General features: G+C 72.5%; 8 protein-coding genes. 6 read left to right on the forward strand and 2 right to left on the reverse strand.

Translation table 11 applies throughout. From position 1 onward, the window contains the following. Positions 1–41: 41 nt before the first annotated feature. Together ACIDOF_RS27165 and ACIDOF_RS27170 are read right to left on the reverse strand one after the other, a co-directional pair. A complete protein-coding gene (locus ACIDOF_RS27165; RefSeq protein ID WP_409008734.1) occupies positions 42–1,142 on the reverse strand; it encodes a LacI family DNA-binding transcriptional regulator in 1,101 nt (366 codons plus the stop codon). Next, positions 1,139–6,187, reverse strand: a complete 5,049-nt coding sequence (locus ACIDOF_RS27170; protein ID WP_409008735.1) for a glycoside hydrolase family 38 C-terminal domain-containing protein — start codon at positions 6,185–6,187, stop codon at positions 1,139–1,141. Before ACIDOF_RS27170 ends, ACIDOF_RS27165 begins: the two co-directional genes overlap by 4 nt. Positions 6,188–6,427: 240 nt before the next feature. Here ACIDOF_RS27170 and ACIDOF_RS27175 point away from each other — a divergent pair, with 240 nt between their 5' ends. The 6 genes from ACIDOF_RS27175 (at position 6,428) to ACIDOF_RS27200 (ending at position 16,213) form a co-directional block, all read left to right on the forward strand. After that, entirely contained in the window at positions 6,428–7,735 is a 1,308-nt protein-coding gene (locus tag ACIDOF_RS27175) for an ABC transporter substrate-binding protein (RefSeq protein ID WP_409008736.1), read from the forward strand. A 50-nt stretch (positions 7,736–7,785) separates the two neighbouring features. Further along, positions 7,786–8,766 carry a carbohydrate ABC transporter permease gene (locus tag ACIDOF_RS27180; protein ID WP_409008737.1) on the forward strand — a complete coding sequence of 327 codons (981 nt, stop codon included), beginning with the start codon at positions 7,786–7,788 and terminating at the stop codon, positions 8,764–8,766. 119 nt (positions 8,767–8,885) lie between these two features. Continuing rightward, positions 8,886–9,707 carry a carbohydrate ABC transporter permease gene (locus ACIDOF_RS27185; RefSeq protein ID WP_409008782.1) on the forward strand — a complete coding sequence of 274 codons (822 nt, stop codon included), beginning with the start codon at positions 8,886–8,888 and terminating at the stop codon, positions 9,705–9,707. Positions 9,708–9,766: 59 nt separating this feature from the next. After that, entirely contained in the window at positions 9,767–11,029 is a 1,263-nt protein-coding gene (locus tag ACIDOF_RS27190) for a glycosyl hydrolase (RefSeq protein ID WP_409008738.1), read from the forward strand. Positions 11,030–11,093: 64 nt separating this feature from the next. After that, the gene (locus ACIDOF_RS27195; protein WP_409008739.1) at positions 11,094–13,127 is read left to right on the forward strand and encodes an endo-beta-N-acetylglucosaminidase; all 2,034 of its coding nucleotides are present in this window, start codon (positions 11,094–11,096) and stop codon (positions 13,125–13,127) included. Positions 13,128–13,192: 65 nt separating this feature from the next. Next, positions 13,193–16,213, forward strand: a complete 3,021-nt coding sequence (locus ACIDOF_RS27200) for an alpha-mannosidase (protein WP_409008740.1) — start codon at positions 13,193–13,195, stop codon at positions 16,211–16,213. The last annotated feature ends 123 nt before the right edge of the window (positions 16,214–16,336 follow it).

Below are 16,336 nucleotides of genomic sequence, written 5' to 3' on the forward strand. Positions count from 1 at the left end.
CCCGGGTGGCCCTTGCCGTCCGAACCCGCCCCGCGCAGTGATCAGTTGGGGGATTCCCCGGCGGCTCGGGCCGGGGGCGGAGGCGCGGTGCTCTCGCGGGGCTCCAGGTGCGGAAGTTCGGCCTGGATGCTGCGGACGGGGCCGCCGTCCAGCCGGTCGATCAACTCCTGCGCGGCCAGCCGGCCGAAGCCGGAGGTGTCCCGGACGAGCGCGGTGAGACGGGGATGCGTGACCCGGCAGAGAGCGGAGTCGTCCCAAGCGACGATGGACAGCTCGGACGGTACGGAGATGCCGCGCTCGGCGGCGACGGACGCGCCCGCGACGGCCATCACGTCGTTGTCGTAGATGATCGCGGTCGGCGGCTCCGGCTCGTCGAGGATGCGGCGGGTCGCCTCCGCGCCCTCGGCATCGGAGTAGTCGGTGGTGACCGAGCGGGCGTCGGCGAGACCCAGCCGGTCGGCCTCCGTGCGCAGGGAACTGATCCGGCGCTCCGTGTGCGCGAGCCCCGGCAGCCCCGCGACATGCACGACGCGGCGGTGGCCAAGGCCGTGCAGGTGGGCCAGCACGGAAGCCATGGCGGCGGAGTCGTCGGCCCACACCGTGGACAGGGCCTCCGCCTCCTCACCGGCGGCGGGCGCGCCGATCACCACGGCGGGCAGACCGAGGGAGGCGAGCAGCGCGGGCCGCGGATCGTGCGCGCGCGGGTCGACGACGAGGACGCCGTCCACCCGCTTCTCCGCCCACCAGCGGCGGTGCAGCTCGCACTCCGCGTCGATGTCCTCGACCACCTGGAACAGCAGAGCCACCTTCCGGGAGGCGAGCACTTCCTGCACTCCGGAGACGAGTTGGAGGAAGAACGACTCCACGCCCAGGGTGTGCGCGGGCCGCGCGAGGACCAGCCCGACGCAGCCCGCACGCTCCCCCGACAAGGCGCGGGCGGCGCTGTTGGGCTGCCAGCCGAGCTCCTCGGCGACACGGTGGATGCGGTCCCTGGTGCCCTGGGAGACCCCCGGCCTGCCGTTCAGGGCGAACGAGACCGCGCTCTCCGAGACGCCCGCACGGCGCGCGATGTCCTTGATGGTGGGGCGGCGCGCGGGAGTGGTCTTCGCGGACCTCGCGGTCTCACCGGGCGGCGGCGTCATGTCGTGGGCTCCTCGTGCGGGGTGCGGGACGTAGGGGGCGTTGCTGCTGTGTCGTCGGTCCGGTTCGGGCGGGGCGTTGCTGCTGTGTCGTCGGTCCGGTTCAGGCGGTGCGGTGGCCGCGGCCGGTCCTCGGGCGGTGGTTCAGGCCCGTCCTGCGGTCGCTGCGGGCGGTCGTACGGGGCCGGGGCGCGGACATGCACCGGGACGGCGGGACCGTACGCGATGTGGCCCTGGCAGACGGCCTTCAGGAGCACCCAGTACACCCCGGCCGGGGTGCCGGCGGGAGGCTGCAGGCGGAAGACGGTCTCGGTCTCGCCCTCCGCGGGCACGGTGACGGCGGCGGCGCGCGGGGTGACCGTGCGCCAACTGCCGTACGGGGACACGGCGAGGACCTCGCCGTGCACCGGGCTCAGCAAAGTGTTGCGCACGCGCGCGTGCAGGACTGCGTGCTCCCCCGCAGTGACGAAAACGGGCTCCACGCGCGCGTGCAGCTCGATGCCGGGCGGTGGTCCGGGACGGCCGGGCACGGTGACGGTGAGGCAGTCCTCGACGGTGAGGCAGTCCTCGACAGGGGCGGCGTCGCCCGAGTCCCCCAAGTCCCCGTACGCGTCTGCCGTTTCGCCGGTCGTGGCGATCACGCGGACGAGGTGGTCGCCCGGGGCCGCGTCGTCCGCGGCGTGCACCCGCAGGGGCAGCGAGAGGTGTCCCCCGGCGGGCAGTTCGGCCTCGTGCCGGACCCAGGAGGCGGTCAGGCCGGGCGGGGCGATCACCTCCAGGGTGACGGAAACGGCCGCTCCCGTGGGCGAGTTGGAGGTGACCATCACCGTGACGCCGACCGTGACGTCGTCCGCCCCGCCGCGCGTCTCCGGCCCCGCCACCACTGCCCCCGGGCGCACCGTGACCGAGCAGGGGGCGTCGCCGAGCGGGGCGGTGCCGGTGTTGTGCAGCCAGTACCGGCTGAACTGCGGCTGGACCGCCTCCCGTCGGCGTGCGACACCCGGCAGCGCGTCGACCGCGAGGCGGAGGGTCGCGTACGCGTTGCCGTCGAGCCGGCCGGTGAAGGCGCCGGTCGGGGTGTCGAGGAGGTCGGCGGCGCGGGCCTCGCCGGTCGTGGGCAAGGCGGTGGCCCAGGCGACGTCGACGGCGCGGCCCTCGGTCTCGCGGAGGCGGACGGCGAGCGCGTCGGGCCCGGCCCGCTTGACCGTCTCGACGTGCACCTGCCCGGCGGGCTCGACCGTCAGCAACGCGCGCGTGGCGGGGGCGGGGCCCGGCGCGGGGGCGGCGGCCACGGCGGTCAGCGGCTGGTTGAACTCCCGGCCTCTGCGGACGAGTTGAGCCGCACGCCAGTCACCCTCGTCGGCGATCAGGGCGTGCTCGAAGACGTGGGTCCAGTGCTGGAGCTGGAAGGAGCTGCCGTCGGGCATGGTGCGGCGGGGCGGGTCCATCCACTCGCCGCTGGGCCGCCCGGTGCAGGACCGCATGAGGTTGCTGTGCAGCCGGCCGCGGGTGTCGACGGCGAAGCCGGGCGTGCCGCGCACGAGCAGTCCGACGGTGCGGTCCTCGAAGTCACCCTCGCCCGTGCGGGCGTCCGTGCCCGTGCCCGTGCCGGTGTCTCCCTCTCCTCCCGATACCGGGTGAACAGCGGTCATCCCGCCCTCGTCCCGCACCTCGTCCGCGAGTCGGGCCAGCGCTGCCTCCGGGTCGTCGCCGGTCAGCACGGCGACGGGCAGGTCGCGTACGCCGGTCAGGTCGCAGCCGGGCGTCCAGGCCTCGCGCAGGGGGCGTACGGCGGGCACCCACACGACCCGGCCCGCGCCCTCGCGTACGGCCGCGGCGTACTCCGGTCCGGCCGCCGCGAGGACCGCCGCCGTGAAGGAGTTGGTCTCGGGGCCGCCGACGGCGATGCGGAAGTCGGGGAGGCTGCTGTCCACGGCGAGGTCGCCCCAGCGCGGGCCGTCCGGCCGGGTCGGCGTGCTGGTGACACCGCGCCGGACCAGCTCGGTGACGAGGTCCCGCAAGGGATCGCCGCCACGCACACCGCCCTCACCGCGCACGCCGCCAGCAGCAGGTCCGACCCCCTCACCGCTCACGCCGGCAGCAACGGGCTCCTCCGCGAGGCCCGGGAGGCCCGGGAGGCCCGCGAGGCCCGGCACGCCCGCAGACGCGCCGCGCTCGCCCCATGCCTCCTCGGCCGGGCCCGCGCTCCCGGCGAACTCCCCTCCCCCAGGGCCACGTTCGTCGGACCTCGCAGCGTGCCACCCCGAACCCGACTGCCCCGGCCCCGGCCCCGGCTCGCCGCCGCGCGCACCCCGCCCGCGCTCCGGAAGCCCGAGCTCCGCACGCCCGCCCCCCGGAGACCCGCCCTCCGGACCCCCGTACCCCGGAAGTCCGTACCCCGGAAGCCCGTACCCCGGAAGCCCCCCGTCCGGCAGGACGATCTCGGTCGCGCCGATCGCGCGTACCCCCGCGCGTGTGCCGTCGGGGCGGTTGAGGGTGACGGTGAGCGTGGAGGTGAGGGCGAACCAGTTGAGGCAGGGGGTGTCGAGGGTCCACGGGGCGCGGGTGTGGTCGGCGCCGGTGTCCGTGTCGGTGAAGGCGAAGCCGCGGCCGACGGCGGCGGCCGCGGTCTCGGCGACGGGCAGGGCGCCCGGCACGTCGGCCGGGACGCGCAGCCGCAGCAGTTGGTCGCTGCCGGTGAACTCGTCGACCTTCGTGGTGAGTTCGACCCGGTCGAGGCCGTCCCAGAGGGTCGCGGTACGGGTCCAGCGGACCGGTCCCGTACGGCCGGTCGCGACGATGCGGGAGCCGAGCGGGCCGCGTTCGACGGTGCAGGTCTCGGCGGGTGCGGCGGACGAGCCGGTTCCGGGGCCCTTCGGCAGCAGGTGCCAGGGGCCCTCCTCGAAGAACGGGTGCGCGGCGTACTCGTCCTGCACGACCAGTTCGTCGACCTCGCCCGCGGTGAGGAGTTCGCGGCCGGTGCGCAGGTCGGTGACGCTGCTGAGGCCGCCGCCGCGCGCGGGGTCGGCGGTGATCCGGAACGTGCCGTTCGAGACGGTGTGCGTGCCGGGCACGGGGGTCCAGCCGCCCGACCGGCGGGCGTCGTCGACGGTCAGCCACCAGGTGCGGTGCCCGAGCGACGGCACGTCCCGGGCGAGGAAGACCAGCTCCACGCGCGCGTGCTCCCCGGGCCCTCCGAAATCGCCCTCCACGCGCGCGTGCCCGCCGACGTCGGACACGGCCTCGACCAGGACCGGCGCCGTACGCCCGTCCGCGTCCTGCACCACGAGCAGCGCCGGGTCGTCCACCGCCAGGGTCCCGGGGTCCACGCCGACCCGGACAAGGTCCGTGCGCGTCCACGAGAGCGGGTTGAAGACCGTGACGGCCAGGGCGCCGGGGCCGCGCGTGTCCGCCTGGGCGGTGAGCGCGCCGAGCGCCGACTCCCGTACGTCCTCGGCGAGTTCGCAGGCCTCGCGCCAGGTGGGGAGGAGGTCCAGGTAGACCTGGTCGGAGAAGGTGCCGGTGACGGCGTCGTGGTGGGCGGCGTGCAGCAGGTGGCGCCAGCTCTTGTCGAGCGCGTCCTGCGGGTACTCCGTCAGGCCCAGGCCGTGCGCGAGGGCGGCGTACGTCTCGGCCTGCTGCACCAGGTTCTCGGCGGCGCGGTGGGCCTGTTTCACATCGGCGTACGTGACGTCCTTGCCGGTGTAGACGGGGCCCATCTCGCGGGTGACGGGCAGGGGGCGCTCGCCGCGCGCGGCCAGTTCGGCGCGGACGGCGGCGAAGTGGGCGCCGGGGCCGCCGTGTTCGAGGCGGGGCCAGGTGTAGCGGCGGTTCCAGGCGTGCTGGACGGCCAGGCCGTAGGGGTGCGGCCAGGAGAAGTCCGTGCCCATCGGGACGAGGACGTTGCGGGTGGCGGCGCCCTGGCGGAGGAGTTCGTACAGGGCGAGAAGCTGTTCCGCGGCGGCCTCGGCGTCGGGCGCCTTGTGGGAGAACCAGCCGGCGGAGTAGTGCGCGGGCAGGTAGTGCAGGAGCAGTCCGCGGCCGTCGGGGCCCAACCAGTCGTACTCGGCGGGCAGTTGCATGGCGGTCGGGGGGCGCAGGGCCTCGCCCCAGGTGTCCATCATCGGGCCCCACTGGTGGTGCGGGCCCCGGGCGAGGACGGCCGAGTCCAGCCCGGCGTCGGCCATGAGCGCGGGGAAGGCCGGGTCGTGGCCGAAGACGTCGAGCTGCCAGGCGGTGCGCGGGGCGGCGCCCAGGACGCCGCGGTGGAAGCCGAGTCCGTGGACGGCGCTGCGGACGGTGGTCTCGGCGGAGGTGAGGTTGGTGGACGGCTCGTTGTACGTGCCGCCGACGATCTCGATGCGGCCTTCGGCGATCAACCGCCGTATCTCCGCGCGGTGTTCGGGGTGGGTGTCCCAGAACGGCTTGAGGTAGTCGAGCTCGGAGAGGACGAAGCGGTAGTCCGGGTCGTCGTGCGCCTGCTGGAGGTGCAGCGGCACCAGCGTGAAGGCGGGCACGCCCGTGTACTCCCAGCCGCGTTCGGCCGCGCCGGGGCGCAGCGGGGCGTCCCACAGGGCGGTGTAGGCGGCCTGGGTGTTCCACCACATCGGGTCGTAGTGGAAGTGCGGCACGAGGCGCACGGTCCAGCCGGGCTCGGCGACCGTCAACTCACCGTCGTACGCGCAGAGTTGGCGGCCCTCCGGCGTGCGCACGCGGGCCGTGACCGGCAGCCGCTCACCGACCGGTGGCCGCCCGTCGGGGCCGCCGTCGACCGCGACGGGCACCTCGACCACGTCCTCAAGGACCCGCCCGCCGCCACCCGAAGCGAGCTCGGCCGCCGCGTCCACCCCCGCGTACGCCTCGGCCGTGTCGGCGCGGAGCAGGCGGGGGCGCGGGGTGTGCACGCCGGGGCCGTCGACGGTGAGCGCGAGCGGGCCTGCGGGGCGGGTGCGGCGGACCCGGACGCGGACGACCTGGAGGGGCGCCTCCTCGGGTCCGGTGAACAACGCCGGGCTCAGGAGTTCCGTGACGCAGACGCCGTTGTCCATTTTGTCCGCTCCGTCTGTGTGGTGCCGGAATTGTGGTGCCGGAATTGCTGTACGAGCCATTCAGCTAAACCGCATTAGCCACCCAACCACTATCACGGCGGGAACCGCTGCTCAAGCGGCAAGTTCCGCAGGTCCAGCGGAACTTGCAGCCCAGACTATTGACAGTGCTAAACCGCATTAGTACAACTTTCGATGCGCGCAGCAGAGATGTTTCTGGTCCGAGCAAAGGAGCCGCCAGCCATGCGCATATCCCGTCGAGCAGCCCGTCGCGCAGCCACCGCGACCGCGATGGCCGCGGCCTCGGCACTCGTCCTGACGGCCTGCGGGTCCTCGGGCGGATCCGGCGGCTCGGACAGCGCTTCCGGCAAGATCGAGGGCACGGTCAAGTTCCAGACCTGGAACCTGAAGGCCAACTTCAAGCCCTACTTCGAGGGCCTGATCGCCGACTTCGAGAAGAAGCACCCGGGCACGAAGATCCAGTGGATCGACCAGCCCGCCGAGAACTACGCGGACAAGATCAGCGCCGACGCCGCCGGCGGCACCCTGCCGGACGTCGTCAACGTCTCCCCCGACCTGGCCGTTCCGCTCGCCAAGGCGGGCCTCGCGCTCGACCTGGACAAGGCGGCGGCGAAGTACCGGGGCGAGTATCTGGACGGTGCCTGGAAGAGCCACCAGATCCCGGGCATGGAGGGCACGTACGCCTTCCCCTGGTATCTGAACACCGGCCCGATGTTCTACAACAAGCGGCTCTTCAAGGAGGCGGGCCTCGACGCCGACAAGCCCCCGAGGACGTACGACGAACTCTTCGACGCCGCCAAGGACATCGCGAAGAAGAGCAAGGGCAGGATCGCCACGCTCGGCAACGCGCCCGCGATCGAGGACTTCGGCCGCTACGGCGTTCCGCTGATGAACGACGAGGGCACGAAGTTCACGTTCAACGACCCGAAGGGTGTCGAACTCCTCGAGGAATACAAGGAGTTGTACGACGCGGGGGCGCTCGACTCGCAGGCGCTGACCAATGAGGCCGAGGCCACGGGCCGCAAGTTCAAGCAGCAGTCCATCGCCATGAACCCGGGCAGCGCGCTCGACCTGGAGAAGTTCAAGAAGGAGGCCCCGAGCCTCTACAAGAACATCGGCATCACGCCCGCGGTGACCAACACCGGCAAGGACAACATGTACGTCCAGGGCGTCATGGTGAACGCGCAGAGCGAGGTCAAGCCGGCCGCCGTCGCGTTCGCGCACTTCGTGACCAACGCCGAGAACCAGATGGACTTCGCGCACGAGGTCACCGTCTTCCCGTCCACGAAGGGCACCCTCGACGACCCGTTCTTCACCAAGGAGGACGGCACCGACGAGACACGCGTGCGGGTCGCTGCCGCCAAGTCCCTGAAGACCGCGGTGAATTACACCCCGGTGATGCTGAACGACCAGATGAAGACGGTCCTCCGCAACGAGGTCGCCAAGGCCATGCAGGGCAAGAAGGACCCGAAGAAGGCCCTCGACGACGCCGTCGCCGAGTGCGACCGCCTGCTGAAGAGCGCGGGCTGAGCCGGGCCGCAGGGACGGACGCAGCACGTACAGACCTAGGGACGTACCGCATGACTGCCATGACCACGGGCAGCGGCGAAGGGCCGGTCACCGCGACCGGCCCGGGCGCCGCTCCCCCGGCGGCCCCCGCCGCCCCGGAACCGAAGCGGCGCGGGCGCGCGATCCGCACCCATCTGCCGTCCAGCCCCTGGCTGTTCCTCGCGCCCGGGCTGCTGATCGTCGGCGGCTTCAGCCTCTATCCGTTCGTGTCGACGGTGATCAACTCCTTCACCGACCGGCGGACGCTGATCGAGGGCCGGTGGGTGGGCGGCGCCAACTACCAGGAGCTGGTCCAGGACGAGATGTTCTGGATCGGCCTGCGCAACAGCGTCCTCTACGTCGTCGGGGTCGTGCCGCTGCTCGTGGTCCTGCCGCTGCTGCTCGCGATGCTGGTGCAGCGGCAGCTGCCGGGCATCACGTTCTTCCGCTCGGCGTTCTACACGCCCGTGGTCGCGTCCGTGGTGGTCGTCGGCCTGATCTGGGTGTGGCTGCTCGACGACCGCGGCCTGGTCAACTCCGTGCTCGGCGCCGTCGGGGTGGGCACCGTCCCCTTCCTCAGCGACCAGTGGCTGCTGCTGCTCAGCGCCATGCTCGTCACGGTCTGGAAGGGCCTCGGCTACTACATGATCATTTACCTCGCGGCGCTCACCAACGTGCCCCGCGAGCTGCACGAGGCGGCCGCCGTGGACGGCGCCGGGGCCGTGCGCCGCTTCTTCACCGTCACCGTCCCGGCCGTGCGCTCGACGATGGTCCTGGTGGGGGCGCTCTCCTCGGTCGCCGCGTTCAAGGTGTTCTCCGAGGTCTATCTGCTCGCCGGGGACACCGGCGGGCCCGGCGGCGCGGACACCACGCTCGTGATGCTGGTCCAGCGGGTCGGCACCGGCCTCAGCGGCCGCGTCGGCTACGCCTCGGCGATCTCGGTGGTGGTCTTCGTGATCACGCTCGGCCTGATGCTTCTGGTGCTGCGCGCCAACCGCAAGGAGGACGCATGAGTACGCTCACGGCTTCGCGGCACGAGCCGGACGGCCGGACAAGTCCGTCCCGGCCCGGCCGCCGCCAGGAGAAGCGCCGGGAGCGGCTCGCCGAGAAGCAGGGGCAGAGCGGACGGCGCATGCCGGGATGGCAGTTGGTGCTGCGGTACGTGCTGCTGCTCGCCGTGCTCGCGCTGATGATCGGCCCGTTCCTGTGGCAGCTGTCGACGTCCCTGAAGGGCCCGACCGAGGACATCTACAGCTACCCGCCGAAGCTGCTGCCCTCCGACCCGACGCTCGCCAACTACGCCGAGGTCGCCCGCATCATCCCCGTCTGGGACTTCGCCCTGAACTCCCTGAAGGTGGCCACCGCCAACGTGCTCACCAACTGCGTGGGCGCGGCGCTCGCCGGGTACGCCCTGGCCAGGATGCGGTTCCGGGGCCGGAAGACGGCGCTCGTCGTGTTCGTGATGGCGATGCTGGTGCCGGTCGAGTCGATCATCATCGCCCAGTTCATGACGATGCGTGAACTGCAGCTCAACAACACCCTGATCGGCGTCCTCCTACCCGGCTGCATCGGCGCCATGAACGTCCTGCTGATGCGCAACGCCTTCGCCAACCTGCCGTACGAGGTGGAGGAGGCCGCGTACGTCGACGGCGCCAACGCCTGGCAGCGGTTCTGGCGGATCGCGATCCCCTCGGTCAAGGGCACCCTCGCCGTCGTCGCGATCTTCGCGTTCATGGGCGCCTGGGACGACTTCCTGTGGCCGCTGATCGTGCTGAGCGACCAGTCCAACTTCACCCTCACCATCGGCCTGAACTATCTGCACGGCACGTTCGCCGACGACCAGCGGCTCGTCGCGGCCGGCACGATCATCGCCGTCCTCCCGCTGATCGTGATGTTCACGTTCCTCCAGAGGTACTTCTTCCGGGGCGTCGGCGAAGGAGCGGTCAAGGGCTAGGCCGCCCGCCGCACCCGCCTCCCCGCCCCGCACAGGACCTCTCCCGACCTAGGACCCTCATGTCGCACGCCACCCCCCGCAAGCTCCGCTTCGGTGTCAACTACACGCCCACGCAAGGGTGGTTCCACCACTGGCTCGACTTCGATCTCGACGCCGTACGGGCCGACCTCGACTCGATCGCGCAGCTCGGCCTCGACCACGTACGGGTCTTCCCGCTGTGGCCGCTGTTCCAGCCGAACCGCACCCTGATCCGCCCCCGCGCCGTCGAGCAGCTGGTCGCGCTGGCCGACGCGGCCGGTGAGCGCGGGCTCGACGTGAACGTGGACGGGCTGCAGGGCCACCTGTCGAGCTTCGACTTCCTGCCCGCCTGGACGCAGACCTGGCACCGCCGGAACCTGTTCACCGACCCGGAGGTGCTGTCCGGCCAGGAGGAGTACCTGCGCACCCTCGCCGCCGCGCTCGCCGACCGGCCGAACTTCCTCGGCATGACCCTCGGCAACGAGATCAACCAGTTCTCGCACGACCCGCACCCCGACCCGGACCGCATCACCCACGAGCAGGCCGAGTCCTGGCTCGCGCGGATGCTCGCCGCCTGCGAGGCCGGGGCGCCGGGCCGGATGCATCTGCACGCCGAGTACGACGCCGCCTGGTACCAGGACGCGCACCCCTTCACGCCCGCCCAGGCCGCCCGGCTCGGCGCGGCGACGGCCGTGCACTCCTGGGTGTTCAACGGCACGGCGCAGCGGCACGGCCGCACCGGCACGGCCACCGAGCACCACGCGGCGTACCTGATCGAGCTCGCCAGGGCCTGGCACACCGACCCGCAGCGGCCGGTGTGGCTGCAGGAGGTCGGGGCGCCGGCGCCGCACATCCCGGCCGAGCACGCCGCCCACTTCACCGAGGCGACCGTCGCGAACGCCCTGGACTGCGAGCATGTGTGGGGCGTGACCTGGTGGTGCTCGCACGACGTGTCCCGCGACCTGGCCGACTTCCCCGAACTCGAGTACTCCCTGGGCCTGTTGACCAACGACCGGGCCGTGAAGCCCGCGGGCAAGGCCATCGCCGGGATCGTCGAGCAGTGGCGCGACCGCGAGCACCGGCCCGCTCCCCGTACGACCGCGCTGATCCTGGACACCGACCCGGTGACCGCGCCCGACCGGTCGGTGTGCGGGCCCGGCGGGGCGTTCTTCGAGGCGTGGGCCGCGCTGACCGCGCAGGGCGCCCGGCCCGCCGTGGTCCTCGCCGCGCACGCCGACGACACGGAGCACCTGGCCGCGCGCGGCATCACGACGACGGTCGCGCCGGACGACGTCACGCTCTGAACTCCCGTATCACTCACTGCTGTTGACTCCCGCTCGAACCATGCATCGAAGGAGCTCACCCGCCATGCCCCCGACGCACCCCACCCGCCGCACCGTGGTCCTGACCTCGGCCGCCGCGGCCGCCGCGCTGCTCACCCCCGCCGGCGCGGCGGCCGCCGCCCCGCGCCGCAAGGCCGCCGCGAACCTGCAGCCGTACGCGTCCTACTGGTTCCCCGACTCGCTCCCGTCCGGCACGCCGGGCGAGGGCATCGTGTGGCGCTCGCTGCTCGACTGGACGCCGGAGGGCGACGCGGACCTGGCGTTCAACCGGTCGACGGTGCCGCTGGCGGAGCGCTTCACTCCGGTGCCGGTGAACGCCTCGGCGCATGCCGACAAGGCGCGGATCGCGTCCCTGGTGTCCTTCCACCCGACGGCCGGCAACCCGGCGCAGGGCGCGGCGACCGCCGACTACTACGCCCTCACCCACTGGGCGTACATCGACGAGCTGGTGTTCTGGGGCGGCTCGTCCGGCGAGGGCATCGTGCTCGCCCCGAACGCCCCGGTCGTCGACGCCGCGCACCGCAACGGCGTGCCGGTGCTCGGCAACGTCTTCCTGCCCCCGGCCGCGTACGGCGGTCAGCTGCGGTGGACCCGTGACCTGGTGCAGCAGGACGCGCAGGGGCGTTTCCCGGTCGCCGAGAAGATGGTGCAGGTGGCCCGCGCGTACGGCTTCGACGGCTGGTTCGTGAACGCGGAGACCGGCGGTGGCGACGCCGAACTCGGCGCGCAAATGCTGGCGTTCCTGAAGGAGTTGAAGCGTCTGGGCGCGCCGCACGGGCTGCGGATCACCTGGTACGACGCGATGACGAAGAACGGCTCCGTCGACTGGCAGGACGAGCTCAACGCGTCCAACCAGGACTTCTTCCTCGCCTCGGACACCATGTTCGTCAACTTCAACTGGACAGCCGCGAAGCTCGCCTCGTCCGGGCGGCTCGCCCAGGACCTGGACCGCGACCGGTACGAGCTGTGGGCCGGCGTCGACGTCGAGTCGAACGGCTGGAACACGTCCGTGAACTGGGACGCCGTCCTGCCCGAGGGCGCCGCCCCGGTCGTGTCGTACGGCTTCTACCGGCCCGAGTGGACCCGCAACCACCTGCCGGACGGACGCACCCCGGGGCAGTTCCACGCCGCCGACGACCGCTTCTGGACCGGCGAGTCCCTCGACCCGTCCCGCCCCGGCGGGAGTTGGCGGGCTCCGGCCTCGGCGGTCGCCGACCGCTCGACCGTGACCGGGCTGCCCTTCGCCTGTTCCTTCAACACCGGCCACGGCCTGAAGTGGTACGAGGGCGGCGAGGTCCGCTCGGACGCGCCCTGGAACCAGCTCGGCCTTCAGGACCGGCTGCCGGGGCGCCGCTGGGTGGTCCGCACCGAGGGCGCCCGCCCCCAGGTCACCCTCGACTTCGCGGACGCCTGGCGCGGCGGCTCCAGCCTGCTCGTCGACGGTGCCCTCGACACGCCCACGACCGTCGAACTGCACGCCGTCCGGCTGCCGTTGAGCACGTCGACCGTCGTCCGGCTCGCCCAGCGCGTCGAGTCCGGCGGCCCGGTGACGGTCGAGCTGGGCGTGGCCCTGCGCGCGCCCGAACGCCCCGGCGACCCGATGGCGTACGCGTTCCTGCCGGCGGGGAAGATCGACGCGGGCGGCTGGTCCGAGGCCGACGTGCGGCTCGGCTCGCTCGGCGGCAGCGGCACCGTGCACGGTCTGGCCGTGCGGCTCACCGCGTCCGGCCCCGTGAAGTGGCGGCTCGGCGCGCTCGCCGTGCGGGACGCGGACGAGCAGGTCGCGCCGCCCTCCGGCCTGAAGGTCGACAAGGCGTCCGGCGACGGCCAGTTCCGCCTCTCCTGGCAGCCCGCGTCCGGCGCCGCCCCACGCCAGTACGCCCTGTACCGGGTGCTGTCCGACGGCTCCCGCCGCTTCCTCACCGGCACGTGCGCGCACGCCGCGTACGTGCAGGGTCTGAAGGCGGAGCCCGGTGAGAAGGCGGTGACCTTCGAGCTCCGGGCCGTGGGCGAGCTGTTCACGGCCTCCGAGCCGATTGCCGCGACCCACCCCTGGTAACTCTCCCCCTGGGTAGCCATCCCCTGAACCCGCACAGCCACCGATGAACAGTTACGGAGCCCCCCATGCATGACGACCGCGCCCTGGTCGAGGCCCGCCTGAAGCGGGTGCTCGACGAGCGCATCCGCCCCGCCGTGTACCCCGAGTCGGCGCCGCTGACGGTCGAGGCCTGGGTCGCGCCGGGCGAGCCGGTGCCGGTGGCCGAGGGCCTGGCCGCCGCGCACGAGCCGATCGAGGTCGGCACGCGCTGGGGGGCTCCGTGGGCGACGACCTGGTTCAAGGTGACCGGCGAGGTGCCCGCCGCGTGGGCGGGGAAGACCGTGGAGGCCGTGCTCGACCTGGGCTTCGACGAGCGGATGCCGGGCTTCCAGTGCGAGGCGCTCGTCTACACGCCGGACGGCGAGCCGATCAAGGCGGTCAACCCGCGCAACCAGTGGGTGCGGGTCGGCGACCCGGTCGCGGGCGGCGAGCGGGTCGAGTGGCGCCTCGAAGCGGCCTCCAACCCGGTGCTCCTCGGCGACGAGCCGTTCCGGCCGACCGACCTGGGCGACAAGGAGACCGCGGGCGACGAGCCGCAGTACGTCCTGACGCGGATGGACCTCGCGGTCTTCGACGCCGAGGTGTGGGAGCTGGTCCAGGACCTGGAGGTCGTCGGCGAGCTGATGCACGAGCTGCCCGTCGAGGGCGGCAGGCGCTGGGAACTCCTGCGTGCGGTGAGCCGTTGTCTGGATGCGATCGACCTGCAGGATGTGAACCGTACGGCCGCCGCGGCCCGTTCACACCTCACGGACGTCCTGGCGTCACCCGCTGACGCCTCCGCGCACCGCATCAGCGCGGTCGGGCACGCCCACATCGACTCGGCGTGGCTGTGGCCCCTGCGCGAGACGGTCCGCAAGGTCGCTCGTACGACGTCGAACATGACGAACCTCCTGGAGACGGAGGACGAGTTCGTCTTCGCCATGTCCCAAGCCCAGCAGTTCGCCTGGATCAAGGAGCACCGCCCGGAGGTCTACGCGAAGGTGAAGAAGGCCGTCGCCGAGGGCCGGTTCGTGCCCGCGGGCGGCATGTGGGTCGAGTCGGACACGAACATGCCGGGCTCGGAGGCGATGGCGCGGCAGTTCGTGCACGGCAAGCGGTTCTTCATCGAGGAGTTCGGCGTCGAGAACGACGAGGCGTGGCTGCCGGACACCTTCGGCTTCGCCGCGGGCCTGCCGCAGATCATCAAGGCGGCGGGCGCCAAGTGGCTGCTCACGCAGAAGATCTCCTGGTCGCAGATCAACAAGTTCCCGCACCACACCTTCCAGTGGGAGGGCATCGACGGCACCCGGATCTTCACGCACTTCCCGCCCGTCGACACGTACAACTGCTCCATGCTGGGCCGCGAGATCGCGCACGCGGCGCGGAACTTCAAGGACAAGGGCGTCGCGAAGCACTCGCTCGCGCCGACCGGCTGGGGCGACGGCGGGGGCGGCACGACCCGCGAGATGATCGCCAAGTCCCGCCGCCTGCGCTCCCTCGAAGGCTCGGCGACGGTCGAGTGGGAGAAGCCCGCGGACTTCTTCGCCAAGGCCGAGGCGGAGTACCCGGATCCGCCCGTCTGGGTCGGCGAGCTGTACCTGGAGCTGCACCGCGCGACGCTCACCAGCCAGGCGAAGACCAAGCAGGGCAACCGCCGCAGCGAGCACCTGCTCCGCGAGGCCGAACTGTGGGCGGCGACGGCGGCGGTACGCACGGGATTCCCTTATCCGTACGATGAGTTGGACCGGATCTGGAAGACGGTCCTCCTCCACCAGTTCCACGACATCCTGCCCGGCTCGTCCATCGCCTGGGTGCACCGCGAGGCGGAGAAGACGTACGCGGCGGTCGCCGAGGAGCTGACCGGGATCGTCGAGGCGGCGCAGCGCGCGCTCGCCGGGGAGGGCGACACCGAGCTGGTCTTCAACGCCGCGGCGCACACCCGCTCCGGGGTCGCTGCGGGCGCGGCGGGCCCGGCGGTCGAGGCAGGGACCGTCACGGTGACGGCCCGCCCGGACGGCGGTCACGTCCTGAACAACGGCCTGCTGCGGGTGGAGATCGACGGGCGCGGGCTGGTGGTCTCCGCGTACGACATCGACGCCGACCGTGAGACGGTCCCGCCCGGCGAGGCCGCCAACCTGCTGCAGATCCACCCGGACTTCCCGAACATGTGGGACGCGTGGGACGTCGACGCGTTCTACCGCAATGTGGTCACCGATCTGACGCAGGTCGACTCCCTGGTGGCGGACGGCGGTTCGGTCACGGTGACCCGGTCCTTCGGCGACAGCCGCGTACGCCAGACGCTGAGCCTGGCGCCCGGCGCGAAGCGTCTGGACATCGCGACCGAGGTCGACTGGCACGAGACGGAGAAGTTCCTCAAGGCGGCCTTCCCGCTCGACGTGCACGCGGAGCGGTACGCGGCGGAGACGCAGTTCGGGCACCTGTACCGGCCCACGCACACCAACACCAGCTGGGAAGCGGCCAAGTTCGAGGCGTGCAACCACCGCTTCGTGCACCTGGAGGAGCCCGGCTGGGGCGTCGCCCTCGTCACCGACTCGACGTACGGGCACGACGTGACCCGCGAGGTCCGGCCGGCGTCCGCGGGTGCGGGCACGACGACCACGGTCCGCATCTCCCTCCTGCGCGCCCCGCGCTTCCCCGACCCGCAGACGGACCAGGGCGTCCACCGCTTCGGGTACGCCCTCGCCCCGGGCGCGACGATCACGGACGCGGTCCGCGAGGGGTACGCGATCAACGTCCCCGAACGCCGCGTTCCGGGCGCGGCGCCCGGCCCGGTCGAGCCGCTGGCGTCGGTGGACCTGGACTCGGTCGTCCTGAGCGCGGTCAAGCTGGCCGACGACGGGTCGGGGGATGTGGTGGTACGGCTGTACGAGGCGGGGGGCGGGCGTGCGCGGGCCCGCCTGAAGCTCGGCTTCCCGGCGTCGTCGGTGCAGACGGTGGACCTGCTGGAGCGTCCGCTGGCGGAGGGGGCTTCGTACGAACTCCGGGAGGGCGGGGTGGACTTGGTCCTCCGGCCCTTCGAACTGGTGACGTTGCGCTTCACGCGCTGAGTGATCCCCTCCCCGTCCCTTCCCGAAATCCGGCGGAGCTGTTCGTTCGACTGTCCCGCCGTCGCGGCGCTGTGCCCCGAAAGGGGCGCGGGGAACTGCGCGACCAGCCACGACGGCGGGGAA

It is taken from the genome of Streptomyces sp. Da 82-17 (assembly GCF_046098215.1).
Classification (GTDB): Bacteria; Actinomycetota; Actinomycetes; order Streptomycetales; family Streptomycetaceae; genus Streptomyces.